Source organism: Bacillus sp. LJBV19 (genome assembly GCF_017797845.1).
GTDB lineage: Bacteria > Bacillota > Bacilli > Bacillales > Bacillaceae > Bacillus > Bacillus velezensis.
This window is the reverse complement of sequence record NZ_CP072563.1, coordinates 1,311,216-1,337,154: the sequence shown is the minus strand read 5'-3', so window position 1 is coordinate 1,337,154 and position 25,939 is coordinate 1,311,216. Positions and strand designations below refer to the sequence as shown.

Below are 25,939 nucleotides of genomic sequence, written 5' to 3'. Positions count from 1 at the left end.
CTTTATTTGTAAACATTTTTTTACTAAATAACTTATTTTTTCATTTCATATTGGAATCTTTGCATGAATACGAGAATAATACCCATTCGGGTAATGATATAAACAGAATGCGGCATATTCAAGATTTAAAAAACAGCCACAGCTGACTTTATATTACAATAAAAAACCTCTCATGCCGGTGGGTGCATGAGAGGTTCGGGCGTCTATCAGTTTTGCACACTTTCATTTTCGTAAATCGGCACCCAGCCCTCAGTCGTCACAAAGATTCGGATTGCGACGACCCGGCGGTCTTCCTGAAGCGTAAAGTAGTGGCGGATGTTCTCCGGAACTGAAATCAAATCTCCCGGATTTAAACGGACGTCGAAAAATGTGCCGTCTTTGCCTTGAATGACGAAGATGCCGTGTCCGCTGACGATAAAGCGGACTTCATCATCCGTGTGGTGATGTTCTCTTTGGAAATTTTTTAATAATTCATCAAGATTCGGCGTGGTATCTGATAAAGAAATGACATCCTGAGACTGATATCCGCGCCGGGCTGAAATGTCCTGAATCTCCGTGTCAAACGCCGCGAGAATCCGTTCTTTTTCATCTTCAGTTAGATCGTATTTTTCCGAAAGCTCAGACGGAAGTTTTTCAATGTTCCACTGCTCATAGATCACCTCTTGCTCGTCTAAGAAGCGCGCTACTTCTTCCTGATGTTCAATGATCGTATTCTTTTCGTCATGAATTCTGATGGTCGCCATTTTCTATTCCTCCTTTTATTTTACCAGCTGCGGACGAAGTGACAGAAGCTTGAGGTGACAGCTGAATAAAAATTCATAGGCTTCCAGCACTCTTTTCGCTTCAAATGCGGTCCGTCCCCATGCCGTAATGCCGTGATTGCGGATTAACACCGCGCCTGATCCGGCGTCCGCATGGTGCGCGAAATTTTCGGCCAATGCCGGGATGTGCGCCGGATTGTCAATGATCGGAACGGTCACGGACGCGTTTTCCTCCCATAATCCGAGCGCCTTAATCATCTCCTGCCCCTGAAAAGTGATTTGTTTTTCATCCCCGTAAAGCTCTGAGATGACATTATTATTGACGGTATGGACATGCAGACAGCAGCCTGCGTCTGTCTTTTGGTATAAGTAAGTATGGAGAAGCGTTTCCGCTGAGGGTTTTAAAGAATGGCCGGTCTCAGCGGGCTTCCCGTTCTCATCGATCAAGAGAAAATCTTCGTCTGTTTCTTTTCGTTTGTCTTTTCCGCTCGCCGTAACGAGAAAAGTCAGCGGCCCGTCAGATACTTTGATGGAAAGATTCCCGCTCGTTGCCGGGAACCAGTCTCTTTCGGCCAGCTCGCGTTTTACCTCGGCAAGTTCGCGCCAGCGTTCTTCTTTTGCAGCCATGCCTGCACCTCCCCGATGTTTTCAATGCCTGTTTTCACCTCATGAAAATCTTGAAAAGGCAGATGCCGGAGGCCGAGTTCTTTGCATTCAGTCAAAAGATAATCTCTCGCAAAACACATATCGGATAACTTTGCAGCCTCGACATCCGTGACCGAATCACCGATCATAACGAGAAATTTCTGCTGATCGGATAGCTTCCGGATGACTGACGGTTTGCAGCAGCCGCATTGATTGGTGCAGTCTCCGTCACAGGCGTGCGGCCAGTCTATATGAATATATTCATTGTCAAAGGATGCATGATTGCAGAAAATCCGCTCCTTTTCTACGATCCCTTCCAAAAGCGGATGCACAAAAAAGTCCATTCCTCCGCTTACGATATAAAACGGGAGGCCGTTTGAGCGGACAAACGAGACAAAATCAAAAAAGCCGTCCCGTATTTTCGCATCCTTCAGGATAAAGCCGGTCAGTTCTTCTTTTAAGCTGCTCGGCAGCAGTCCGAACATCCGTCCGACTCCTTCTTGGATTGATATGCTTTTAGACAGAACACCGTCTTTTAATTCAAGCCACTCAGGAGGCGCGAATTCTTTCATCATGCTGACAATGTTGTCGTTCATGGTGACCGTTCCGTCGAAATCACAAATAATCAGCGGTGTGCGGGTCATACGGCTTCCACCCTTCCCCATTTGTCTAATGCGAGCTGAAGATCTTTGCACGACGCGGCTTTTTCTTCAATCGGCTGCGCTTCAAGCACCGCATCAATGACGGCGCGGAACGCTTTTCCGCCACCCTCGGCTCCTTTCGGGTGGCCGTGAATGCCTCCGCCGGCATTGATGATGTGATCGATGCCGAAATCGCGCATCAATAATGGCACCATACCGGGATGAATGCCTGCTGACGGGACGGCAAACGACGGATGAAAGACATCGTCTTTTACACATTCATCATGGATTGCAAGCGCGGACTCCTTCGGAAGAGCAACGGTTCCGTAAGGTGACGGAAATAAGCTGAAATCAGCGCCGCAATAGCGGTTCAGCTTGCCGAGCAAAAGCGCATGCGACAAGCCGTAAACGGGAGATGATGTGAACGCGCCGCTGACTGCCGGATGCGCCATGATCGGAAGCGGGATTTCCCTGTCTTCAGCAAGGCTCTGCATCACATCTAAACCGTAAGCGAACACATTCAATAAAAGCGCGTCCGCCCCGAGTTCTGCCGCGCGCCTCGCTTTATCCCGCAATTCAGCGGTCCTTCCCGTAAGGTTTACGGCATACAGCGTTTTATGCCCCGTCTCCTCCCGGGTTTCCTTCAGGACTTGTTTTCCTTCGATAATGCGGGTTTCAAACGGAGCCAGTTCATTTTCAAAGAAAATTTCGTCATCTTTAATAAGATCCACGCCGCCGAGCGCCTGCTGTCTGAGCTGTTCTTTAATGTCGGCGAGATCCCGTCCGATCACGCCTTTAAATATGCTCATCAGAAGCGGTCTTTCAAATTCGCCCAGCAGTTTGCGGATGCCGTATATACCGAATTTCGGCCCGGGAAGGGAGCGTTTAAACCCTTCGGAAAATTCAAGATCAGTCAATTTTATTTTTCCGTCCAGTGACAGCTTTCCGAATACCGTCGTCAGGACGGCCGGAATATCTCTTGAAAAGTTCGCCTCGGGATAGGCGATGGTGATGACGGATTGTGTTTCGTTTTCTGAGGTTCCTTCTTTCTCCTCAACTTTTACGACCCGCCCTTTATGTTTTCTGAGCTGTTCCTGCTTTACCAGGGGCAGGTCAGTCCAGGAGCCTACCGTCAGCCCCGCCGCAATCTGTTCCGCCCGCTTTTCACTGTCCGTTGTGTCTGTCAGAAGATATGTTGCCAATACTTCGCTCATGCGTGAACGCCTCTCTTTCTTTCGCAAAACATAAAAAAACCTCTTCCGTATGAGCAGAAAGAGGCTTCGTGTTATGTCCGAATCTTATCTCTCAGCTCCTGCTGCAAGAATTAGCACCGTGCTTTATCAGTCGGTTGCCGGGCTTCATCGGGCTCGTCCCTCTGCCTGCTCTTGATAAGAATAATGATTTTATAAAGTATTTTGAATTATCGCATTGTTATCCTGATATGTCAATGCTTTTTCGGGTGAAAAGATTCAGTTTCCCGATCCGTTCCGCAGCTTCTTTAAGTCTTTCTTCACTTGTCAGAAGACCGACTCTTATATAGCCTTCCCCCCATTTTCCGAACCCGTTTCCGGCAGCGACCGCGACATCCGCTTTCTCGAGCAGCAAGTCTGAAAACGACTGTGACGTATAACCGTCAGGCACAGGGAGCCATGCAAAAAAGGAGCCCGCCGGAGCCGTCACATCCCAGCCGATATCGCGGCAGGCTTCAATCCATGCATTGCGTCTCGATTCATATCTGTCATTTTGCGCTGCGACGCATGCCTGATCCGCTAAAAGAGCGGCTGCCGCCGCCTGCTGCGCCGCGGGAAACAAACTGACAAACATATGATCCTGATAAAGGTTGATCGCTTCGATGACAGAAGCGTTTCCGACGGCAAATCCGACCCGCCAGCCCGCCATATTATAGGTTTTAGACAAGGTATAGATTTCGATTCCCGTCTCTTTTGCGCCTTCGGTCTGCAAAAAGCTCAGCGGTTTATGCCCGTCAAAGCCGACGGCTCCGTACGCGAAATCATGAACGACACAAATGCAGTTTTGCTCCGCAAAACCGACCGTCTCCTCGAAAAACGCCTCTGTCGCCACAGCGCCGGTCGGATTATTCGGATAATTGAGATACAGCAGCTTCGCCTCGCTCCGCACCTTTTCAGGAATTACGCTGTAATCAGGGAGAAACCCTCTTTCCTCCGTCAGCGGCATCATTTCCATTTTCGCTTTCGCAAGGGCGACGCCTGACCAGTAATCAGGATATCCGGGATCAGGCACCAGAATGGTATCTCCAGGGTTTAAAAGACATTGCGGAAGCTCAACAAGTCCCGCCTTGCCTCCGAACAGCACGGCGACTTCCGTTTCCGGATCAAGCGTGACCCCGTACTCCCTTTCATAAAATGCAGCGGCTGCTTTTTTGAAGCTGTAAGCGCCCCGGAATGATGAGTATTTATGATTTTCCGGCCTTTCGACGGCGCGCTTCATTTCTTCAACGATATGCTGAGGCGTCGGCTGATCAGGGTTTCCCTGCCCTAAATTGATGACGTCTCTGCCTTCTTTCAGCTTTTGATTCACTTTTTGCACCAATGATGCGAAAAATTGTTCCGGCAGCTGTTTGAGTACATCTGAGATTTCAAAGTTCATATTTTCACCTTCTAAAAATGTCTTGAAATGATAGTCCATCATCATATATGGTTAAATAAAAAAAGTAAAGAGAAACTTGAGGTGTTAAAAAATGAAATGGACCGTTTCCTGTTTGCAATTTGATATTTCATACGGAAATCCTTCAGAAAACTTTAAAAAAGCAGAATCTTTGATTGAGCAAGAAAGCCGCCATGCGGATGTAATCGTGCTTCCTGAGTTGTGGACGACCGGCTATGATCTCACACGGCTAGATCAGCTGGCGGATGAAAACGGCAAAGTTTCGGAACAATGGCTTAAAGAAACGGCAAAAACATACAACGTACACCTCGTTGCCGGATCTTTTGCGGTCAAAGAAGGCGAAAATGTCTATAACACCATGTACATCGCCGATAACAGCGGACAGATCGTGAAGCGGTATCAGAAAGCACATCTGTTTCAGCTGATGGATGAACACCTTTACTTGTCAGCAGGAAACAGTGACGGTTCCTTTGAGCTTGACGGTGTCAAGTGCGCCGGGCTGATCTGCTATGATATCCGTTTCCCCGAATGGATCAGAAAGCATACGTCCCAGGGCGCGAATGTCCTGTTTATCTCTGCTGAATGGCCTCTGCCCCGCCTTGATCATTGGCGAAGCCTGCTTATCGCCAGAGCAATTGAAAACCAATGTTTTGTTGCAGCCTCTAACTGCACGGGGTCCAATCCCGATAATGAATTTGCCGGCCACAGCCTGATTATTGACCCGTGGGGCCGGATTTTAGCCGAAGGAGACCGGACGGAAGGCGCAGTCCGGGCGGAAATCGATGTGTCAGAAAGCGCGGCCGTCCGCGGAACCATTCCGGTTTTCCAAGACTTGCGGCGTGATTTATATTAATTTTCAAAAAAACGTTGACAAGAATATCCGGCACCTGCTAATATTTTCATCAACTGATTAATCCGAATTGTGATACAAATCAATATTTTTTTCTCTTATCGAGAGTTGGGCGAGGGATTGGCCTTTTGACCCCAACAGCAACCGACCGTAATTCCATTGTGAAATGGGGCGCGTACATTTTGCGCCGAGACGATTGTCTCATAAGGCACGGTGCTAATTCCATCAGATGTTATCTGAGAGATAAGAGGCGGACTGCACTGTTTCAGCCTCCTTCTCTTTCAGAGAAGGAGGCTTTTTTTCGGGCGTATTCTCCGTCACGCTCTCTTACTGCCACTACATAATTGGAGGGTAAATCCATGTCAGCAACTAAAACAAGTCTTTATGAACAATTAACAGAAAGCTCCGCCGCCGCGTTAGCCGTCAAGCTCGGCTTATTCCAAAGCAAAAGCACTCTGACATGCCGTGAAATCGGCGACGGCAATTTAAATTACGTCTTTCATGTTTACGATAAAGAAAACAAAAAAGGACTGATTATTAAACAGGCAATCCCTTACGCGAAAGTCGTCGGTGAAAGCTGGCCGCTTACAATTGACCGGGCGAGAATCGAAAGCAGCGCCCTCATCCGCCAGGGCGAACACGTGCCGCACCTCGTTCCGGCCGTTTACTATTCCGATACTGAAATGGCCGTCACGGTAATGGAAGACCTCTCCCATTTGCGGATTTCAAGAAAAGGGCTGCTGGAAGGGCAGCATTATCCGAACTTATCGGTTCATATCGGTGAATTTTTAGGGAAAACGCTTTTTTACTCATCCGATTATGCGCTTGATGCGAAAGTAAAGCAGCAGCTCGCAAAGCAGTTTACAAATCCTGAGCTTTGCAATATTACAGAAAGGCTTGTGTTTACAGAACCGTTTCTCGACCATGAGACAAACGATTTTGAAGAGGAGCTGCGCCCATACGCAGAAAAAGTTTGGAACAATTCCCGGCTGAAAGAAGGCGCTGACGAATTGAAAGCCATCTTTCTGAATTCCGCGGAAACATTGGTTCACGGCGATCTGCACACGGGAAGCATCTTCGCCGATGAACATGAAACAAAGGTGATTGATCCCGAGTTTGCTTTCTTCGGACCGATCGGGTTTGACATCGGCCAATTTATCGCCAATCTGCTGTTAAACGCCCTCAGCCGCGACGGTGACGACAGACAGCCGTTATATGACCATACCGCCGCCGTATGGGATACATTTGTGAAAACATTCAGTGAAGCATGGGAGAAAGACTGCTTGCCTTCCCGCAGACACCTGCTGGAAGACACACTGAAAAACGCATTTGAGGAAGCGGTCGGTTTTGCGGGATGCGAATTGATCCGGCGCACGATCGGACTCGCCCATGTGGCTGACTTAGATGAAATCACTCCGTTTGACAAACGAATCGAACGGAAGAAGCTGGCGCTTGACATCGGCGCCTATTATATCGAAAACAGAAAAAAACTGAAGCATATCACCGAGGTTCTGGACCAATTTAAGCTCCGTGTAAAGGAATGATGCAGCATGACCAATGAATTTGCCATCCCCCGTTCTGTAGAATGGAAAGAAACCTACATCCGCATTTTAAATCAGCAAAAGCTTCCCGACGTCACTGAATATGCGGAACTTGAAACAAAGGAAGATGTATTCGACGCAATTGTCACGCTGAAAGTAAGGGGCGCCCCGGCCATCGGTATAACCGCGGCGTTCGGACTCGCGCTCTCCGCCAAGTCATTTGAAGCCCGCGACCTTTCAGATTTCCGACGTCAATTCGCGGATGTCAAAGCGTATTTAAACAGTTCGAGGCCCACTGCCGTCAACCTTGCGTGGGCGCTTGACAGACTTACGGATTCGATCAGGGATGCGATCTCAATCAATGAAGCGAAGACAACGCTCGTTCATGAAGCCATTCAAATTCAGATTGAGGATGAAGAAACATGCCGAATGATCGGCCAAAATGCTCTGCACCTTTTTAATAAAGGCGACCAGATCATGACCATCTGCAATGCGGGCTCGATTGCCACAAGCCGGTACGGTACGGCGCTTGCTCCCTTTTACTTAGCGAAACAAAAAGACCTCGGCCTTCATATCTACGCATGTGAAACAAGACCCGTTCTTCAAGGATCACGGCTGACGGCGTGGGAGCTGATGCAGGGCGGAATTGATGTCACGCTCATTACGGACAGCATGGCCGCCCATACAATGAAGGAAAAACATATTTCTGCGGTCATTGTCGGCGCTGACAGAATTGCAAAAAACGGTGATACGGCCAACAAAATCGGAACGTACGGCCTCGCTATTTTGGCAAACGCCTTTCAAATTCCGTTTTTTGTGGCCGCACCGCTTTCGACATTTGACTTGCAGATTGAAAACGGCGATCAGATTCCGATTGAAGAAAGAGATCCGGATGAAGTCAGACAGATCTCCGGCATACGCACCGCTCCCGAGGATGTTCCGGTCTTCAATCCGGCCTTTGACATCACACCGGGCAGCCTGATTTCCGGCATAATAACCGAGAAAGGAATTGTGACCGGTTCTTACACGGAAGAAATTGAACAATTATTCGCTGACTGCCAGCTGAGCTGAAAAACCGCTGATGATATTGCCTCAGGCAATGTCAGCGGTTTTTTTGTCTGCACAATGTAATCACTTCATCTTTTTGGGCGGCTGTAATGAGATGCATTTTAAAAAACAGCTCTGCATAACCGGCTATCTTTTGCGGACGGCTCATTTTCATCAGGCTTCGTCCTCCTTTTTCATCAGGGCAACTTTTTTCACTTAATAAAATGATATGTCGGACGCGAAAAAACGGAACGTGCCATACGCTTTATTTTTCTTTATAGGATATTTGTTCGATGTTCAGCAGCACCGCTTTTACATCCGTCTTCGTGCCTGCGTATCCCGTTAAGGCGCTGTTTTTGCCGATTACCCGATGGCACGGGATCAAAATCGGCAGCCGGTTTCGTTTATTGGCTTGTCCGATGGCGCGCACCGCTTTCGGTTTTCCGATCGCTTCAGCCATATCGCCGTAGCTTCGGGATTCCCCGTAAGGAATCATCGTCAGCGCGTTCCACACCCTTTCCTGAAAGGGTGTGCCTTTTTGTCTCAGAGGCAGAGAGAATTGCTTTCTTTCTCCTGAAAAATATGATGCCAACTGCTGTTTCGCCTCCGACAGCAAAGCGGTTTCGCACGGCTTTACGCCGGGCGCGTCTTTCCGCCATTCCTCAAAATCTTCCCCGGTGAGAAACAGGCCGGTAATAAAGCTCTCTTCCTCTGTTACGATGACGGTTCCAAACGGCGCTCTTACACTTGTAAAACAGATCATTCCCCGCTCCTTCTTTCTTCCGTATTCTGCCGGATCGGAAGCGTCAAATGAAAAACGGTGCCCTTCCCTTCTTCACTTTCCACATGAATGCGGCCCTGATGCTCTTCGATGATTTTATAACTGACCATGAGGCCGAGGCCCGTTCCCCTGTCTTTTGTCGTGTAAAATGGTTCACCCAGACGTTTTAATTTGTCTTCGGAAATGCCTGTTCCTTCATCTTGAATAGAAATCAAAATGTGGTCTTGATCAGAAGACTGAATGGTCACGTAGATATTGCCGCCGCCCGGCATGACTTCAATGGCATTTTTTAAAATATTGATAAACACCTGTTTTAATTGATTCGGTTCACAGTAAATCGGCGGGATGTTTCCGGTCAGGTTCAGATGGATCTGCACATTGACAAGATTGGCCTGGGCATTCAAAAGATCAGCCGTGTCTTTCATAATCTGCGTCACGTCTTTTTCTTCATATAATATCGCCTGGGGTTTCGCTAAAATTAAAAATTCAGTGATGATAGACTCGATGCGTTTTAATTCTGAGGTAATGACGTTAAAGTACAGAGAATATTCGCCTTCAATGCTTCCTTGAAGAAGCTGAATGAACCCTTTCAGCGCCGTCATCGGGTTTCTGATTTCGTGGGCGATGCCCGCCGCCAGCTCCCCTACAACATGAAGAGTATCGGATTTCCGCAGCCTCTCTTCAAGCTCTTTGGCCTCTGTGACATCTTTAAAGATGGCCAGATTCATATTTTGAATGATATTTCTTTTGAAGGAGAATTCCAGTTTGCGGCTGTCGCTGCTGCTTAACAGGAAGGGGATTTCATTATCCATTCCTTCTAAATCAATCTTTCTGGCGGGAACACCCGCGTTTTCAATATCAAATAAAGAAAGAATATCCGGAACGGTGTACGCTCTCAGCTCCTCATCCGGCATACCGAGTATACGGCTTGCGAGAGGATTCGCGTCAATAATGCGGAATTGGTTGTCAAATAAGACCTTGCCGTCCATTGAGCCGTTGAATACTTTTCTGAATTTCAGCTCGCTTTCCCGCAATTCTTTTTCCATGCGCTTACGATCGCTGACATTTCTTAAAATGGTTAAATGCTGACCTTCAAGTATGGTTCGTTTTGATGTGAATTCCAGCTCTTTAAATTGGCCGTTTGCCATCTGAAACAGCATTTCTTCACGGATTTCCCCGTATTTTTCATATTTTCTCTTAATCTGCTTGTATTTTTTCTGCGGATCAACGATAAACGTACATAAATTCGTCTCCACCAGCTTATCCATCGGCAGTTCGAAAATGCGGCACGCCGATTCGTTTGCTTTGGCAATCTTTCCGTCATCAGACCAAATGACAATCGCGTCCATGGCGTTTTCAAAAATTTCGCGGAATCGCTCTTCGCTTTTAAAGAGTTTCAATTCCATCAGCCGTTTCTCTGTTATGTCTCTCATAATGGACATGTAGAACCCGCTGATTAAGTTGGACGTAATCGTAAATTCAAACAGCTTCTCTTCGCCGGACCGAAGCTTGACGGGCAGTTCTCCTTTGGCGTTTCCTTTTCTGCGGAGGGTTTCCCAGATTTCTTTCAGATGCTTTTTGTTTTCTCCGTCGGTAAAATGGCGGAGCGACAGATGGGACAATTCATTCTGGCCGATCTCAAAGCTTTTGCAAAAAGAGAGGTTCGCATCAATAAACCCGCCGTCCTTATCAAACAGCACGATGCCGTCGACAGCCCTGTCAAACAAATCTTTAAACAGCTGCTCGTTCATGGAGAATTCGCGCTCTAATATTTTTTTAGAGGAGATATCCCTCATCACCACAAAAAAATAATCCTCCCCAATTCCGTCTCTGGCGAGGAATTCAATGTATTTCGTCGCGCCGCTGTCAAGCTTAATCGGCACCTCTTTCCACAGATGGCCTTTTTTTAAAAACTTTTTCACGGCCTTATTCAGTTCTTCCTGAGGCACGGAATATAAAAAATCCAGGACGGAGCGGTTAATGAGGTTCTCTGCCTCAATCTGCATCATCCGGGCCGCAGCCTCGTTCGCCTGGACGATTTTCATTTCCTTACGGCATATAAAAATGGCATCAAGCGTGTTATTCATAATCACGTGATACCGGTTCAAATCACTCTTCAGGCGGTCATTTTCCTCTTTCATCCGCTTCAGCTGCTCTTTCAGCGACTCGTTTGTTTGCAAATCCAGAGTTTCAGCCATTCAGTACACTCCTTCTTCAAAAACCTATCCTTCAATATTTCTACAAAATACCTCATCTTCCTTCATTCGCCCTATACATTTCAGAAAATTTCAATGATATGACAAGTTAAAGTCTTTTTCTACGATCCTTACCTCCCCGTTACATCATCCTAACAATCCCTTTTGTCCTCCTTCAATTTTTTGTTTTTTATTTTAAAATGAACACCAACAGGAAATAATCATGCAGTGGATGATTTTTGAAGAGAAGGTGATGCTATGACAAAATCGCGAGACAGTTACTTTGACAACGCCAAGTTTATCTTGATTTTTCTGGTGGTGTTCGGCCATATCCTCCGGTCATTTATTAACGGAAATGAGTTTATGCTCCATCTCTACAAATTCATTTATACTTTTCATATGCCGGCCTTTATCCTGGTTTCCGGCTATTTCGCAAAAAACTTTAAGCGGACAGGTTATGTGAAGAAGCTGGCTGTGAAGCTGATTATTCCGTACCTGATTTTTCAGGGCATTTACTCAGTTTTTTACTATTTGATTCAGGATGAAAGCATGGCAAGCGTCAATCCGATTGATCCGCAGTGGTCTCTCTGGTTTTTAGTCAGCTTATTCTTTTGGAATCTGCTGCTTTATCCCTTTACGAAGCTGCCGAAAATGTGGGCGCTTGGGGCGAGCTGCGGGCTTGCCGTCATGATCGGGTATCTTGATTTTATCAGCAGCACGCTGAGTCTTTCACGGACGTTTGTTTTTCTTCCGATGTTTCTCGTCGGGTTTTATTTAAAGAAACAGCACTTTGATTTGCTACGGGCTAAAAGAGGCAGGCAGATTGCCGCGGGCGTGCTGGGGATTGTTTTCCTGTTATGCTGGTGCATTGACTTTGATTACTCGTGGCTGTTCGGATCGGAGCCTTATTCCACATTCGGCACAGTATCGCTGTTGAGCGGTCTGTCGCGCATCGGCTGGTATGTTTTGGCCTTTGCCGCCACTTTCAGCTTTTTGGCGCTCGTTCCGCAAAGGCGTTATTTCTTTACGAAATGGGGGACGAGAACGTTTTACGTGTATCTGCTGCATGGATTCATTATAAAAACGCTGCGGCAGATCGGGCTTGAAGATCACTTGTCTGATTATCAGAATTTAGTCATACTCTTAATGTTAACGGCCGCTCTTACGTCCATTCTCTCCAGCAATGCGGTGAAAACGGCCGCACAGCCGTTTATTGAGCTGCGGATAACCGGCTTGCTTGAAGCGGTGAAAGGAACAAGAAACGGTGCTTATTCGAAATAATGCAAAATACCTCTTAAGCGTTGCCGCCTAAGAGGTATTTTTTATTGTTTGCCGTCTTCTTTTTTCTTTGGCTTCGTCTGTTCAAGCGTTTCAATCCATTTTCCGGCGTTATAATCACCGAGCTCGCTTGCAAACTCTTCTTCAAGCAATTTAGGGTCCATCGGCTTTTTATGGTTTTGCATGTCTTTGCTGTGGCGGTTTTTTTTCGTCATGTTACTCGCCTCCTTGTTTGCCGTGTTTTGATTTGCGGTTTGCGCCTCTCAGTCCGGGATCACCGTCATATTGTGTTTTGTATGCATCTTTGTCCATGCTCTCAGTCGGTGTGTTGTTGTTGGTCAAAGCTTCATTCTTTGCTGCTTTGCGTTTCATTTGATTTCCTCCTTCTGTCAGCAAATCTGTTTTGAATTCATCAAGCATTTTTTTCAAGTCGCGCACTGTCACGTTTTTGGCCTCATCAATGAGTTCATAGCCGATCTGTCCGTTCGGCTCAAGCAGCACATATTTAAAATCTTGAATGTCTCCGAGGCCTTCCTGCCTGATCCTCATTGACAGCTGATCTTCGGTAAAACGCATTTTTTTTAAGTTTTCCGGGATGATTTTTCCGTTTCTGACAACGGCGACGGTTTTTCCTGAAAATAAAAACTCAAAAAAGCTTGATTTGATTTCTAAATATTCCATCAGGATTAACACCGCAATAAAAATCGCCGCCGCGAAAATAGTTTCCCATAAATTATGTTCAATAAACGGCTGAATAATAATCGAGCCGATCGAAATCATGATGACTGTCTGGGTCACCGACAGCTGGCTGATTGATTTCCGTCCGGCAATCCGCAATAAAAAGGTACCGACCGCTATCATAACTACCGACTTCCAAAATACGGCAAACAATGACGTCACCTCTTTACAAGTAGAATCTCCAAAGAAACTGTTTCCACACATCCATTTTACGGCAATAAAAAACACCGCTTTCTGAAAAGCGGTGTCAGCCGATAATCATTCTTTCCTTCGGATAGTGATAATTTGCTTCGATTTCTTTTCGGCCGATCAAATAAAGGAACGTCAAAATGCCGATCCGGCCGATAAACATGACAATCATGATCACGCATTTTCCGATGTCGCTTAAATGCGGAGTAATCCCGAGCGACAGGCCGGTCGTTCCGAAAGCGGAACACACTTCAAAAAGCAGTCCGAGCAGCGTCTGATTTTTCTCCGTCACGGCCAGAATCAGCGTCGATCCGAACACGAGCAGAATCGCCATCATCGTAACGACCAGCGACTTCATGACATCAGCCTGGTGAAGCTCGCGTTTAAAGACCTTGACCGCTTTATTCCCCCGTGCAAAATGAAACAGAGCAAGAAGGTTAAGCGCAAACGTCGTCGTACGGATTCCGCCGCCGACCGAGCTCGGTGATGCGCCGATAAACATGAGGGCACAGATGAAAAATAATGTCGGCGCCGACAGCTGGCTGATATCAATTGTCGCAAGCCCGCCGCTTCGCGTAGCGGTTGATTGAAAGAGACATAAAAATAAAACATCATGCCAGCTTTTCCCCTTCATGACATGGCTTGCTTCAAGCGCGTAAATGCCCACGGCTCCGAACAAAACGAGCATTCCGAACGTAACGGTCGTAATTTTCGTAAACAGCGTGAATGAATATCTGCGCTGTTTTGAAAACAAAAAGTCCTTTACTTCTACGAGCACCGGAAAACCGATCGCACCGAAAATAATCAGAAGCATCGTAATAAACTGCACGAAATAGTCATGTCTGAACGGGACGAGTGAATTTCCCGTAATATCAAAACCGCCGTTTGTCGTGGCGCTGACGCTCGCAAAGAATCCGTGCAAGTACGCCTGTTCAAACGAATCATAATACGTTAAAAAATATGTTCCTAAGATGATGCCGCCTAAAAACTCGATTAATAAAATCAAAAACAGCACTTGCTTCATCAGGTTGACGATACCGGAAAACTGCGATTGATTCTGATCCACCATGATGAGCTTCCGTTCCCGCAGACCGATCCGTTTGCCCATAATGAGCCAGACGAATGTTCCGAGCGTCATGATGCCGATTCCGCCGAATTGAAGCACGAAAGCCAAAATGACAATCCCGGCCGTGCTGAATGTATCAGCCGTGTTGACGACCGTTAAACCGGTGACACTGACTGAGCTGACAGCCGTAAACAGCGCGTCTATAAACGACCAGCTGGCCCCTTGTTTGTGGGCGGCCGGCAGACTTAGCAAAATAAATGCCACCGTCACAGCAAGAAAATAATATAATGCAATCAGCTGTGCTGGCGACAAGATCTGTATGAATTTCTTCAGTTTTAATTTCATAAGATAGTTCCTTCTGCCTCTCAAATGTAGTACGTAATTATTCTAATGATATTGGGAGAATTTTTAAAGGTCTTTTTAGAAAGATTTTTCATTACCTTATGTAATTTGCCGATCTTTAAACAAAAAACCTCTGAAACGATTGTCAGAGGTTTTGTTGATTATTTTGCTTCCAGCCTGCGAATGCGCTCATCGAGATCAGGGTGTGTGGAGAACAATGATGAATGCTTTTTGCCGTTAATTTTTAACGTCTGCACTGCCGTCTGGTCTTCTTCATTCACATGTCCTGTATAAGACTTCAGCGTACGCAGGGCGTGAATCATTTTATCCTTGCCGGCAAGGTCTGCACCGCCGCGGTCAGCGTGAAACTCTCTGTGGCGCGAGTAGGCGAAGACGACAAGACTGCCGAGAATGGAAAAGATAATCTGAAACACGATCATCGCGATAAAATGCACGACCGGCGCGAGGTCTTCTTTGACAAAGCGGCTTGCAACCCATGCCGCGATTCGGGAAAGGAATACGACGAACGTATTGACGATTCCCTGCAGCAGCGTCATCGTGACCATATCACCGTTTGTGATGTGTGCGACTTCATGGGCAAGAACCCCTTCCACCGCAGCATCATCCATCTGCTGCAATAAACCTGAAGAAACCGCGACAAGCGAACGGCGCTTAGAAGGCCCGGTCGCAAAAGCATTGACCTCCGGGGAATGATAAATGCCGACTTCAGGCATTTTCGTCATCCCTGCGGCACGGGACAATCTGTGCACACGGTCAACCAATTGCTGCTCTTCATAGCTGAGCGACTGTTTCTTCGGATTTAACACCCGGACGCCCATCATCGTTTTGGCCATCCATCTGGACATTCCGAGAGAAATAAAAGAACCGACAAAACCGACGACAAGACTGAACACGAGCAATGCCATCAGATCAATGCGGCCATTTTGTATATACGAGCCGACACCGGTAACGCTTGTAATAATCGTAAGCACAATTCCGATTGTCGTAATGACCAAAAGGTTCGTTAAAATAAACAGAAATATTCTTTTCGCCATAATTACCTCCGTCTTTTTTAAGATCAAAAGAACTTATTTACTTAAATTATAAATGATCTGTTTGAAAATGCAACAATTTCGACGTATGATGTTAATGTAATTCTCAGTGATATTAAAAAGTGAACACGTAATCAATCAGAGGTGAACCATGAACACGTTTAAACTGACCCGAACTGATATGGTCCGGCTTCTTTACGCATTAAAAGGCCAAGGAGACGCAACCCCTCTCCAAATCTTATTGCAATCAGCGGATATGACCTTGGATGAAGCGGAAAGCCGTCTGCATATCCCTGAATTTCTGACGAGATTCGAACGAAAAAAAGAGAAAAAGGAATACGGGCTTTCAACTAACGAGATTGTCGAGCTGGGAAATCTGTGCGAGCTGACGTCTTTAAAATCAACCGCCGTCCAAAACTGGGTGAAGCGCGATATTAAAGATTTAATCGGCCACCCCTTACTCGGCAAAAAATATACAATTGAACAAGCTGTCATCCTTCTCATTGTACGTGATTTAAAATCAATTTATGACTTCGAACATATACGCGGCATATTAAAAATCGCTTTTAACACGATCACAGACAGATCAGACGACGTCATCAGCCCGATCAGCTACTATGAAAGCTGCGCCCAAGTGATTGATTATCTTCATCATAAGGCAAACCCGCCGATGAAGGAAACGAGCCTGCAGGAGCTCGTCGAAGAGCAGACGGACAAGCTCAAAGGCTGCTTTAAAGAACTCGGAAGCGGACAATGGAACAATATCAGATCCATAATCGCCGTCACGGTGCTCTCCGTTTTGACTTTCCATATTCAAGCCTCAGCCTACAAAATGATCAGCCATTTATTATAATTCATAACGCTTCTTCGCCCCGGTGTCTGCGCCGGGGTTTTTTTGCTGTACAACAATTGCCAGCATAATCAATACCGTTCCGTTTGAAACTAAAATGCGAAAACACATCTTGCCAGAGAAAAGGAGATGAAAAAGATGGCGAGCAGAAATAAACTCTTAGTTCCAGGGGCTGAGCAGGCACTTGACCAATTTAAATACGAAGTGGCTCAAGAATTCGGCGTGAACCTTAGCTCTGATACAGCAGCACGCGCAAACGGCTCTGTAGGCGGGGAAATGACAAAACGTCTTGTACAGCAGGCTCAATCACAATTAAACGGGAAAAATCAATAATGCAGCTTATTCGCCGGGACTTCTCGGCGAATTTTGATATTTATCGGCATTCTCCTTTCCGTGCCGGTAGCCGTTCGGATTCCTTCGGTCTGACGAATCTTCATGATGCCGATAGGATTCCCAATGTTCATTGCGATCATGATTCCAGTAATGATTGTAATACTTTTGCTTAGGCTCTTTGTCATTTCCGTTTTCCTGAGGATTTTGTGTTGGGGGCTGCTCTGTTTCCCCATCTTGTTCCTTCTGTGTGTTTTCCTCTGATCCGGAAGCTGCATTTTTTTCGGTTTGCTGATTGCCGTCCTGACTGTCCGGCTTCGCTTCTTCCGTACCGGGCGTTGTTTCATTGTTTCCCGGCTTCTCTGCTGCCTTGTCTTCATCAGGAGCTGTCTTTTCATCAGCCGCCGGCTTATCTGTGTCCGGCTGCTCGCTTTGATCAGCGTCTGTTTCGGTATCTTTTTGATCTGTTTCATTACCGTCGGTTTGCTTTTCAGGCTGTTTTTCTTCTGTTTTCTTTTCGTTTCTTCTTATGTAGCTGCCTGTTGACATCCCTTCCTGTTTTGCTTTTTCTCTTGTTTCCATATCAGATTCAAGCGATTGGACCTGGTAGGTGCCCTTATATTTTTCAGTCATGTCGGCCAGCTGTTTTTTAACGCCTTTTTTATATGTATTGTCATCTGTATTTTCATAAACCGTGGAAATTAAAATCTCTTTTGATTCCTTTACATATCCATGCTTGCTGCAATCGGTAATAATATTACTGATGACTTCCTTAAAATCGCTGCTTTTCCAATCTCCGATGTCACTGATGACCTGTTTGGCGTCATGGTTCAGCGGTGTCAGTTCAATGACTTCATATTTGCTGTTTAAAGCCATTTCAATACTGGGATTAATGTCAAGCGTCATATACGCGTAAGCTTTGTTATCAGAAAAAACCGGGAGCAAAATTAAAATAAACAAAATAATAGCAGTCATCGTAAACACTCCCAATTTAAAAGGGCGCAGTTTCAGAAAATCAAAAAAGCTGGCCCTTCTTCCCATACGCGTTTCGCCTTCGAACGTAATTTCCTCTCCGATTTCACAAGTGCGGTGATCATTTTTTGTTTTTAAAAATTGTCCGTCAGGGGTTAGCAACGTGACGAATTTTTTATTTTTCTCTACTATGATCCCTCTTCTCATGAGTGCAACACCCCTTTAAGATAATCTTTTAAATAAATATAATCACCGGTAATAATAATACTCATGGCGATGATATATTTTCGGTTCCGTTCGATCGTTTTTCTGCTGACCGACACGAGCTGCTCCAGCTGTTTGACAGGAAGCTGTTTTTTCTGGTACAAAATGGACGCCAGCTCTTCATTTTCAACAAGCGTGTAGGCTACCTTAATCGCATTCTGCCTCGCATCTGTATGCTTCGGCGATTGTTCCAGCAGCTCTTTAAAAGACAGCCCGTATTCTTTGAGCTGCTTCTGAAAAAAAAGAATTTCTTCCCGGCGCTGTTCCTGCTCTATCTGTTTGCGGTATTCATCAATGGAAAGCTCCGCTTCGATAAGGCTCTGCGAAGATTCCTGGTCGTCGCCTTCCTGCACATCCATATTGATATGCTGAGCGGTTCTTGCTTCTTTTCTGATATAGTCTATCACTTTTCTTTTTATAATCAGCTCTGCAAATGCAAGCAGCGAATTACCTTTTTCAGCCGAATACTTTTCAATGGCTTCGTTAAACGCGATCAGCCCGATGCTGAATTCGTCGTCTTTTTCATCTATATATCGTTTACAAACGGATGAAACCGTCTTCGCGATAAAAGGCTTATATTGCTGTATTAAATCGTTCTGCAGATCTTTGTCGCCTTTTTGTATTTTTTCAACAGATGTTTCAAGCGTTTGCTTCTTTTTTCCCAATTTAAACAAAAGGCTAAGCACTGGTTTCACCTCAGTTCCTCCCTATAACTACTCATAATCATAGCTAATTTAGTAGGGATTCGCAAAGGAAGAAAAAGAGAAATCGATTCCATTTGTCTCAATTATGACAAGCCAATAAGACGTACTATACATGATTTCGTGCCCCCATGCAGAATTAAGGGGGTTTTCTCTGTGTTTTTTGTAACAATGCTGTTATAAAATTGTTATCATATGTCTTAAATGTAAGCGTTTCAAACAAAAAAGGGAACCTGCTTTTTAAAAAGCCAGACTCCCTTTTTGATCATTTTACGCGTGTTCCCTTTTTTCCGATTCCGCGCCAGACTCTATTTGTTTTGCTCCTGACATAAACCATCCGCAAACCGCGATGGCAGCCAGAACCGCCCAGAAAATGATTTTCCAGGCCGCCGAATGGATGACATCTGCCGGAATTATATCGAGTTCCTCATGGGCCAACGTATAAAGAGCGAGCTTCACGCCTACCCATCCGACAATCACAAATGCCGCCGTTTCAAGGCCCGGCCTGGTTTTCAGTAAGGATACGAACATTGATGCCGCAAAACGCATAATGATTAAACCGATTACGCCGCCGGCTAAAATAACGAGAAACTGACCGCCGTCCAAGCCGCCGATGGCAGGAAGCTCTGTTCCCGGGAGCGTTACGGCAAGCGCGACCGCCGCTAAAATGGAGTCAACGGCAAAAGCGATGTCCGCGAGCTCCACTTTCAAGACAGTCTGCCAAAACCCGCTTTCTTTCTGCGTTTTCTCACCGGCGTTATCTTTAAATACATACCGCTTCAGCAAATGGCTGACCGCAATGTAAAACAGATATAAAGCGCCGACGGCCTGGACCTGCCAAACATTCACCAGAAAAGAAATGGCGAACAGCGACCCGAAACGCAAAATAAATGCGCCCGCCAATCCGTAAAATAAAGCCTTCTTCCTTTGTTTTTCAGGAAGATGCTTCACCATCACAGCCATCACCAGCGCGTTATCCGCCGCCAAAATCCCTTCCAGCCCGATTAAAATGAGAAGAACCCATCCATACTCCAATAATAATGCAAAGTCCAATCCATTCCCTCCGTTTCTTTTTTCTATCATCCGAGCTTATACCGGCGGTTTTTTTACGCAAAAAAGACCTTTGCCGATATAAGGCAAAGGTCTTGCTAGACATGAATGATTGGCATGCCAACAAAGCCGATGGATATGATCCATGAATTGACGACTTTGTTTCCGGAATATCCGGACGCTACTCCCCTTTGGGATTTCAAGAAATATTTGTTTATACGCTCATGATAAAGCCTGTTTCATCATTTGTCAACGCTTAACTTTTTTAACAAATTGAGAAATTTTTTCTGTTTTGGCCCGCTGTTTTCTTCTCTTTAAAAACATCCAAAGAATGAGAAGCAACACAATGAATATACCGAGCGGCAGCATATATTGATCGAGAATGGAACCGACGCTTTTCCAATTTTCCCCGAGTTTCATTCCGAGGTATACGTAAGCAAATGTAATCGGCAGCATCGCCGCATATGTATATAGAGAGAACACCCAGACATTCATCTTCGCAATGCCGCACGGCAAAGAAATCAGCGTCCTGACCCCCGGTATAAAACGGCCGCTGAACGCGACCAAACCTCCGTGCTTCTGAAAGAAATCATCTGATTTCTGCAGGGATTCGGGTTTTATCCATATATACTTTCCATATTTCAGCAAAAACGGCCGACCGCCCAGCCTGCCGATTCCATATAAGACAAGCGGACCTGAAACACCGCCGAGCGAACCGGCAAACACGGTCCCGGCAAGCGTCATATCCCCTTTTGAGACCCAATAGCCCGCAAGCGGAAGAACAATTTCCGCCGGGATGAATTCTATACTGAGCGCCAAAAAAATCCCGGCGTAAGATAAGCTTTTAAACGCCTCTATTATTGATATGATGAAATCTTCGATGATCTATCACTCCCGGCTTACGTCTATATTCCGAAACTTAAGAATGATTTTAACACAAAACCTTGAGGCTGAAATATCTTTTAGACATGCCCGTTATAAATGTGAGTCGTTTCAGATCGGTATAGCGGGAGGGAATAAGCGCAATACAACGTCCCGCCTGTCTCCTGATTGCTTGTCTGGCGGCGGTTACATAACTTAAGTTCTCCGGAAAAGTTACCCTTCGCGGTAAGCGGCGGCTGACCGCGGATTCAGTTCATATGGGAGCGGGAAATTCTCTCAGTCACTACATGGGAATGCGTGGGCATTTCCCGGGGAATGATTTTGTATAATCTTTTTGATTACCACTGATGATTTTCAGGGACTTCAGCGCTTTAAAGAACTTACCGATTCACTGATTGTAAATAGAGAATTCATTTGCTTTTCAGCCGACCATTTCCGCCTGAGGAAATGGAACAGCCGCTCCATGAAGCGGCGCAACACCCATAAGTTGCTACACATGGAACGGACCCGTTTATCCACAATAAAGACAAAAAGGAGTTTTTATTCATGCACACGATGTGGAAGGGTTCGATCAGTTTCGGCCTCGTCAATATCCCGGTCAAGCTCTTCGCGGCCACTGAAGATAAAGATATAAAATTCCGCAGTCTTCATAAAGAAGACCATGCGCCGATTAAATACGAAAAAATCTGCACCGGATGTGAAAAAAGTCTGGAACCTGATGAAATCGTGAAAGGCTATGAGTATGTAAAAGGGAAATACGTCATTATGACAGACGAAGACTTGAAAGACGTAAAACAGGAACATGAAGAAAAAGCGGTTGAGATTGTTGACTTTGTCCAGTTGCAGGAAATTGATCCGATTTATTTTAACCGGTCGTATTATGTCGGGCCGGGAGATAACGGTACAAAAGCCTATACACTTCTGCGGGAAGCGCTGAGAACGACGGGTAAAATCGGGATTGCCTCCATTACGATCCGCTCTAAACAGCAGCTTGCGATTCTTCGCGTGTATGACAACTGCATCGTGATGGAATCCATTCATTATCCGGATGAAGTCAGAAATGCCGGACATGTGCCGGGCGTTCCCGAGCAGACAGCCGTTAATGAAAAAGAGCTGCAGACGGCGATTACGTTAATTAATGAACTGACAACCGAGTTTGACCCGGAACAATACGAAGACACATACCGGAAAGCCCTTCTCGCTAAAATTAACGATAAGCTCGAACATGAAGAAGCGGGCGTGACACCGGCTGCTGCCGGTCCGCGCGAAGATGTCATCGATCTTGTCAGCGCGCTTCAGGCAAGCATTGACCGGACGAAGCGGCCGGATCGCGAACAGGCTGCACCGGCGCGGACAAAAGACGCCGCTTCAGCAGGCGGCGGAGGCAAAAAGCAAAAGACGACCAGACAAAAAGCCGGAACGTCTTAATCATGGTGCTGACGATGCAGCCGATTTTGACCTCTGTACCGCCTGAAGGCAGTGAGTGGCGCTATGAGGTAAAGTATGACGGATTCCGCTGTCTTCTCCGCATAGACGAAAGCGGCGTTACATTAACCAGCAGAAACGGACAGACGCTGACGAATCAATTTCCGGAAATCACGGCTTTTGCGGCCCGGTGTTTTCAGCACATGAAAGACAGGTTCCCCATTACGCTTGACGGAGAGCTTGTCTATTTAATCAATCCGTACAGAGCGGACTTTGAGCATCTTCAAATCCGCGGACGTTTAAAACGGACAGAAGCAATTGAAAGCACCGCTGATAGACGGCCGTGCCGCTTTCTGGCATTTGATCTCCTCGTTCTGGAAGGCGCCGGCACCGTCTCATTACCGTATGTGAAACGAAAGCGCGCCCTTTCCAAACTGTTTAAAGAAGCAAATCTTCCCGCCTGCCCTCATCACTTAGCGGAAGAAGCGATTCAATACATTCCGGAGCACACTGATTTTGATGCGCTTTGGGACAAGGTCGTCCGCCATGACGGAGAAGGCATCGTAGCAAAAAGGGCTTCCAGCGGCTGGGCGGAAAATAAACGCTCTCCCGACTGGCAAAAGTATAAACATATGAAAACGGCTCACGTGCTATTAACCGGATTCAATCCGAAGAACGGGTATGTGACGACCTCGGTATTAAAAGACGGCACCGTCGTCCCGATCGCTTCCGTTTCCCACGGCATGCAGGCGGAAGAAAAAAACGCCGTCAGAACCATTATGGAGACCCACGGAAAAAAACTGCCAAGCGGCGAGTATACACTTGAGCCTTCTATCTGCATGACCGTGCAGTATTTAACCATATTGCAGGACACGCTGCGTGAAGTATCCTTTGTGTCTTTTCAGTTTGAAATGGATTGGACGGAATGCACGTATCAGCAGCTTATCCTCCGCTCTAAAACGCTGCCGCCGAAGCTGCAGTTCACAAGCCTGGATAAGATCGTTTTTAAAAAACGTGAAAAAACGAAAGCAGATTTCCTTAGTTATATGGTGAAAATGAGCGATTTTCTTATGCCCTTTCTTAAAGATCGGGCCGTCACGGTGATCCGTTATCCGCACGGCGCGCCTGGCGAATCTTTTTTTCAAAAAAACAAACCGGACTACACGCCGGACTTTGTCTCAAGCGTGTTTGACGGGAGCCACGAGCACATCGTATGCAGCAGCATACCGTCACTTTTATGGCTGGCTAATCAGCTGGCGCTTGAATTTCACGTTCCGTTTCAGACAGTGCATTCTGAAAGGCCCGCAGAAATCGTCATTGATCTTGATCCTCCGTCAAGGAATGATTTTCCTATGGCAGTGGAGGCTGCGCATGTGCTGAAACAGCTGTTTGACTCATTCAGCATTACGTCATTCCCGAAGCTCTCCGGAAATAAAGGCATTCAGCTCTACATCCCGCTTTCACCGGAAGCATTCACCTATGAAGAAACCCGTGCGTTCACAATGCTCATCGCCGATTATTGCGTCAGGACGCGCCCGGATCTTTTTACGACAGAGCGGTTTATCAAAAACCGAAACGGCAGGCTCTACCTAGATTATTTGCAGCATGCCGAAGGGAAAACCATTATCGCCCCCTATTCGACCCGGGGCAACGAATTGGGAACGGTTGCGGCTCCCCTTTATTGGAGCGAAGTCAACTCCTCTTTAACACCTGATGATTATACGATCGATACAGTAGTGAACCGCGTCAGGACAGAGGGAGATCCGTTTTATGATTTTTACCGGAATCCGCAGGACGGCCCGCTTTCAATCGTGCTTGAGCAAATCAAGAGGAAGAGCTGACGCTTTTTGTCAGCTCTTTTCAGTCTGATACGTGCACATCAATTTTTCTTTGGAAATAAATAAATAGCAGGAGTAAGGAATGTTTTTGAGGGTGAGCTGTTTTGCAGTAAAGTATAAAATCGGAATATGGGCCGCTTTCTTAAACAGCCTGTAGCAGCCGCTGGACGGTTTTATCACATCAAAACCGAGTCTCGCCGCTCCTTTATGAAGCATTGTAATGCCGACGACTCCCTTAATCTCGTCTTTCCGTTTATGCTGGTTAATATAATCCGCTAAATGAGGCATGGATTGATATACCTTCTGATATAGCATAATCCCCCTTCTGACCGCGCTTTCAATAGGCTGCAGCTCTTTCAGGAGTTTGACATTATGAAGATGAATCTTAACTAACACGTCGTTTTTTTTAATTCTGGTTCCGTCGCTCAGGATGACTTCTTTTCCTTTATATCTTGTCAAACGGACGCGGAATACATTCGATTGCCGTTTATCAATCAGCGTCAGCCGGGTAAAGAAGAAATAAAGCGGATCAAGTAAGTACCATATAGACAGCAGACAGCTTCTCACATGTTCACCTTCTTTATATTCAAAGCACCCTCATATTTTGGCATGGGGCATGTCACATTATGATTGGTAAATAATGATGCCGACCTGTATCAGCTTATGCAAAAACCGCTTCAGGCTCTACTGTCCGGAACAGAAAAAAACACTCTTCGTGAAGAAGAGTGTTTGTATCCGCTTTCTTTTAACGGAAAAGCAAATGCTGGCTGTGAATTCCCGCTTTTTTCAGTAAGGCTATCAGCTGTTCCTGTTCTTCAGGCATAAGTCCTGAAAACGCTCTCGCAATTCTCAATGAATGAATCGGATAAATTTTATCCAAATACTCGTTTCCTTTATCAGTTAAATGGGCGTAAACAGACCGTTTGTCCTTCGGGTCTTGTTCTCTGACCAAAAACCCGTTTCTTTCAAGCTTGTCGATGACATAGGTGACATTCCCGCTGACAAGCAAAAGACGCGACCCGATTTGCTGAAGCTTTTGCGGTCCTCTCGTATAGAGCAGCTCCAAAACGGCAAATTCAGTCGGATTAAAACCGTGTTCTTTACTGTCGCGGATGCTGTGTTCAGACACACTCTTGAAAGCCCTTGCAAAAACTTTGTACAAATTCATCGAACGCATCACTTCTTCTTCGTTAAATGATAATCTCATCATATCTACCCCGTATTTAAGATTTTTATAAAAAAATAATGTAAACCCTTACAATTCATAAGAGTCGTTCTTTGTTTTATATTCTATTCGTGCCGTTTTTCAGAATTCCTTCTTTTTTATATAAAAAAATACCCTTATACATCATTTAATTTGTATAAGGGTTCCGTTCTTTATAGGGAATGTTCCGAAAAAAATACGCGTATTCCTTTCTCAGCTCCGTAATTGTCATGGAATTGAGTATTTCTTTCGTATAGACTCCGATCTGAAGAAGCTTTTTGGAATAATGGTTTCTCTCTTTGTCCAATGCATTTTGAAGCAAACGACTCATGGCGGCCTCCTTTGTTTTCCGTTATTCTATGATCAGAATAACGCTTTTATATCAAAGACGTATAAAGCCATTGTAAATCTTCTGTGGATTATGATGTTTTTCGGTAAAGTCCGTTCTGGACGGCTCTGAGCAGCGGAAAAGCATGTTCCCCGGCAAGCTGCATGAACGCCTCCAGCATTTCATCGCGTTTCATATCTAATTCAATGATTTCTTTTGCCAGCGAAACCGCTTTTTCTTTCTCCATTCCTATCCTTCCTCCTCATTGTGTCTGTACAGTAAGCATAAAACGGGGCAAAGGACCATGCATTAACCTTGTCAAT

General features: G+C 45.8%; 27 protein-coding genes and 2 riboswitches. Of the genes, 8 read left to right on the top strand and 19 right to left on the bottom strand.

Annotated features, from left to right (window positions below; all coding sequences use genetic code 11):
* Positions 1-206 precede the first annotated feature (206 nt).
* The 5 genes from J6600_RS06870 to J6600_RS06850 all read right to left on the bottom strand — a co-directional run bounded on the left by J6600_RS06870 (position 207) and on the right by J6600_RS06850 (position 4,675).
* Positions 207-743 carry a 1,2-dihydroxy-3-keto-5-methylthiopentene dioxygenase gene (locus tag J6600_RS06870; protein WP_029974828.1) on the bottom strand — a complete coding sequence of 179 codons (537 nt, stop codon included), beginning with the start codon at positions 741-743 and terminating at the stop codon, positions 207-209.
* A gap of 15 nt (positions 744-758) precedes the next feature.
* Positions 759-1,388 carry a methylthioribulose 1-phosphate dehydratase gene (locus tag J6600_RS06865; protein ID WP_022553436.1) on the bottom strand — a complete coding sequence of 210 codons (630 nt, stop codon included), beginning with the start codon at positions 1,386-1,388 and terminating at the stop codon, positions 759-761.
* Complete coding sequence (gene mtnX / locus J6600_RS06860) at positions 1,346-2,050, bottom strand: 2-hydroxy-3-keto-5-methylthiopentenyl-1-phosphate phosphatase (RefSeq protein WP_209388169.1); 705 nt, start codon at positions 2,048-2,050, stop codon at positions 1,346-1,348. Before mtnX ends, J6600_RS06865 begins: the two co-directional genes overlap by 43 nt.
* A complete protein-coding gene (gene mtnW / locus J6600_RS06855) occupies positions 2,047-3,261 on the bottom strand; it encodes a 2,3-diketo-5-methylthiopentyl-1-phosphate enolase (protein WP_029974834.1) in 1,215 nt (404 codons plus the stop codon). Before mtnW ends, mtnX begins: the two co-directional genes overlap by 4 nt.
* Before the next feature lie 81 nt (positions 3,262-3,342).
* A riboswitch (SAM riboswitch) is annotated at positions 3,343-3,442 on the bottom strand.
* Positions 3,443-3,478: 36 nt separating this feature from the next.
* Positions 3,479-4,675: a pyridoxal phosphate-dependent aminotransferase gene (locus J6600_RS06850; protein ID WP_209388168.1), complete on the bottom strand. Its 1,197-nt coding sequence runs from the start codon at positions 4,673-4,675 to the stop codon at positions 3,479-3,481.
* Positions 4,676-4,766: 91 nt separating this feature from the next.
* Here J6600_RS06850 and J6600_RS06845 point away from each other — a divergent pair, with 91 nt between their 5' ends.
* The 3 genes from J6600_RS06845 (at position 4,767) to mtnA (ending at position 8,155) form a co-directional block, all read left to right on the top strand.
* A complete protein-coding gene (locus J6600_RS06845) occupies positions 4,767-5,546 on the top strand; it encodes a carbon-nitrogen family hydrolase (protein WP_003154702.1) in 780 nt (259 codons plus the stop codon).
* Positions 5,547-5,638: 92 nt separating this feature from the next.
* Positions 5,639-5,793, top strand: a riboswitch (SAM riboswitch).
* Between the two features lie 109 nt (positions 5,794-5,902).
* The gene (gene mtnK / locus J6600_RS06840) at positions 5,903-7,087 is read left to right on the top strand and encodes an S-methyl-5-thioribose kinase (protein WP_014417574.1); all 1,185 of its coding nucleotides are present in this window, start codon (positions 5,903-5,905) and stop codon (positions 7,085-7,087) included.
* Between the two features lie 6 nt (positions 7,088-7,093).
* The gene (gene mtnA, locus J6600_RS06835) at positions 7,094-8,155 is read left to right on the top strand and encodes an S-methyl-5-thioribose-1-phosphate isomerase (protein WP_017417644.1); all 1,062 of its coding nucleotides are present in this window, start codon (positions 7,094-7,096) and stop codon (positions 8,153-8,155) included.
* A gap of 241 nt (positions 8,156-8,396) precedes the next feature.
* On the opposite strand, the gene J6600_RS06830 is transcribed toward mtnA, so the two are convergent.
* Together J6600_RS06830 and J6600_RS06825 are read right to left on the bottom strand one after the other, a co-directional pair.
* Positions 8,397-8,894, bottom strand: a complete 498-nt coding sequence (locus J6600_RS06830; RefSeq protein ID WP_007610941.1) for a methylated-DNA--[protein]-cysteine S-methyltransferase — start codon at positions 8,892-8,894, stop codon at positions 8,397-8,399.
* The gene (locus J6600_RS06825; RefSeq protein ID WP_209388167.1) at positions 8,891-11,110 is read right to left on the bottom strand and encodes a PAS domain-containing sensor histidine kinase; all 2,220 of its coding nucleotides are present in this window, start codon (positions 11,108-11,110) and stop codon (positions 8,891-8,893) included. Before J6600_RS06825 ends, J6600_RS06830 begins: the two co-directional genes overlap by 4 nt.
* A gap of 255 nt (positions 11,111-11,365) precedes the next feature.
* On the opposite strand from J6600_RS06825, the gene J6600_RS06820 reads away from it, so the two are divergent.
* Complete coding sequence (locus J6600_RS06820) at positions 11,366-12,388, top strand: acyltransferase family protein (protein ID WP_021493788.1); 1,023 nt, start codon at positions 11,366-11,368, stop codon at positions 12,386-12,388.
* Positions 12,389-12,429: 41 nt separating this feature from the next.
* Here the strand turns inward: J6600_RS06820 and J6600_RS06815 are convergent, their stop codons facing one another.
* The 4 genes from J6600_RS06815 to htpX all read right to left on the bottom strand — a co-directional run bounded on the left by J6600_RS06815 (position 12,430) and on the right by htpX (position 15,775).
* Positions 12,430-12,600 (bottom strand): hypothetical protein, encoded by a 171-nt coding sequence (locus J6600_RS06815; protein WP_007610936.1) that lies wholly within the window; start codon positions 12,598-12,600, stop codon positions 12,430-12,432.
* Position 12,601: 1 nt separating this feature from the next.
* On the bottom strand, positions 12,602-13,276 hold the full coding sequence (locus J6600_RS06810) for a DUF421 domain-containing protein (RefSeq protein ID WP_072177543.1): 675 nt from the start codon (positions 13,274-13,276) through the stop codon (positions 12,602-12,604).
* A 94-nt stretch (positions 13,277-13,370) separates the two neighbouring features.
* Entirely contained in the window at positions 13,371-14,723 is a 1,353-nt protein-coding gene (locus J6600_RS06805) for a TrkH family potassium uptake protein (RefSeq protein WP_007408478.1), read from the bottom strand.
* Between the two features lie 158 nt (positions 14,724-14,881).
* Positions 14,882-15,775 carry a protease HtpX gene (gene htpX, locus J6600_RS06800; protein WP_007407207.1) on the bottom strand — a complete coding sequence of 298 codons (894 nt, stop codon included), beginning with the start codon at positions 15,773-15,775 and terminating at the stop codon, positions 14,882-14,884.
* 148 nt (positions 15,776-15,923) lie between these two features.
* On the opposite strand from htpX, the gene J6600_RS06795 reads away from it, so the two are divergent.
* Positions 15,924-16,625 carry a DUF1836 domain-containing protein gene (locus J6600_RS06795; protein WP_012117404.1) on the top strand — a complete coding sequence of 234 codons (702 nt, stop codon included), beginning with the start codon at positions 15,924-15,926 and terminating at the stop codon, positions 16,623-16,625.
* 135 nt (positions 16,626-16,760) lie between these two features.
* Positions 16,761-16,955, top strand: a complete 195-nt coding sequence (locus J6600_RS06790) for an alpha/beta-type small acid-soluble spore protein (protein ID WP_003154717.1) — start codon at positions 16,761-16,763, stop codon at positions 16,953-16,955.
* Between the two features lie 6 nt (positions 16,956-16,961).
* Here J6600_RS06790 and J6600_RS06785 read toward each other — a convergent pair whose 3' ends face one another.
* From J6600_RS06785 to J6600_RS06770, 4 genes are all read right to left on the bottom strand, one after another.
* The gene (locus tag J6600_RS06785; protein WP_103526947.1) at positions 16,962-18,131 is read right to left on the bottom strand and encodes an anti-sigma factor domain-containing protein; all 1,170 of its coding nucleotides are present in this window, start codon (positions 18,129-18,131) and stop codon (positions 16,962-16,964) included.
* Entirely contained in the window at positions 18,128-18,883 is a 756-nt protein-coding gene (sigI, locus tag J6600_RS06780; RefSeq protein ID WP_209388166.1) for an RNA polymerase sigma factor SigI, read from the bottom strand. Before sigI ends, J6600_RS06785 begins: the two co-directional genes overlap by 4 nt.
* A 276-nt stretch (positions 18,884-19,159) precedes the next feature.
* Positions 19,160-19,942 (bottom strand): TerC family protein, encoded by a 783-nt coding sequence (locus J6600_RS06775; RefSeq protein WP_209388165.1) that lies wholly within the window; start codon positions 19,940-19,942, stop codon positions 19,160-19,162.
* Between the two features lie 246 nt (positions 19,943-20,188).
* Positions 20,189-20,824: a DedA family protein gene (locus J6600_RS06770; protein WP_369878818.1), complete on the bottom strand. Its 636-nt coding sequence runs from the start codon at positions 20,822-20,824 to the stop codon at positions 20,189-20,191.
* A gap of 543 nt (positions 20,825-21,367) precedes the next feature.
* Between J6600_RS06770 and ku the strand changes: the two genes are divergently transcribed.
* Complete coding sequence (gene ku, locus J6600_RS06765) at positions 21,368-22,249, top strand: non-homologous end joining protein Ku (protein ID WP_007610913.1); 882 nt, start codon at positions 21,368-21,370, stop codon at positions 22,247-22,249.
* Between the two features lie 2 nt (positions 22,250-22,251).
* Positions 22,252-24,087, top strand: coding sequence for a DNA ligase D (locus J6600_RS06760; protein ID WP_209388164.1), 1,836 nt, complete (start codon positions 22,252-22,254; stop codon positions 24,085-24,087).
* Positions 24,088-24,096: 9 nt separating this feature from the next.
* Here the strand turns inward: J6600_RS06760 and J6600_RS06755 are convergent, their stop codons facing one another.
* The 4 genes from J6600_RS06755 to J6600_RS06740 form a co-directional block, all read right to left on the bottom strand.
* Positions 24,097-24,651, bottom strand: coding sequence for a YkoP family protein (locus J6600_RS06755; protein WP_007407215.1), 555 nt, complete (start codon positions 24,649-24,651; stop codon positions 24,097-24,099).
* Between the two features lie 178 nt (positions 24,652-24,829).
* Complete coding sequence (locus J6600_RS06750; protein WP_007610911.1) at positions 24,830-25,294, bottom strand: MarR family winged helix-turn-helix transcriptional regulator; 465 nt, start codon at positions 25,292-25,294, stop codon at positions 24,830-24,832.
* 142 nt (positions 25,295-25,436) lie between these two features.
* Positions 25,437-25,619, bottom strand: coding sequence for a Fur-regulated basic protein FbpA (gene fbpA, locus J6600_RS06745; protein ID WP_003154731.1), 183 nt, complete (start codon positions 25,617-25,619; stop codon positions 25,437-25,439).
* Between the two features lie 88 nt (positions 25,620-25,707).
* Positions 25,708-25,863, bottom strand: coding sequence for a hypothetical protein (locus J6600_RS06740; RefSeq protein ID WP_003154733.1), 156 nt, complete (start codon positions 25,861-25,863; stop codon positions 25,708-25,710).
* Between the last annotated feature and the right edge of the window lie 76 nt (positions 25,864-25,939).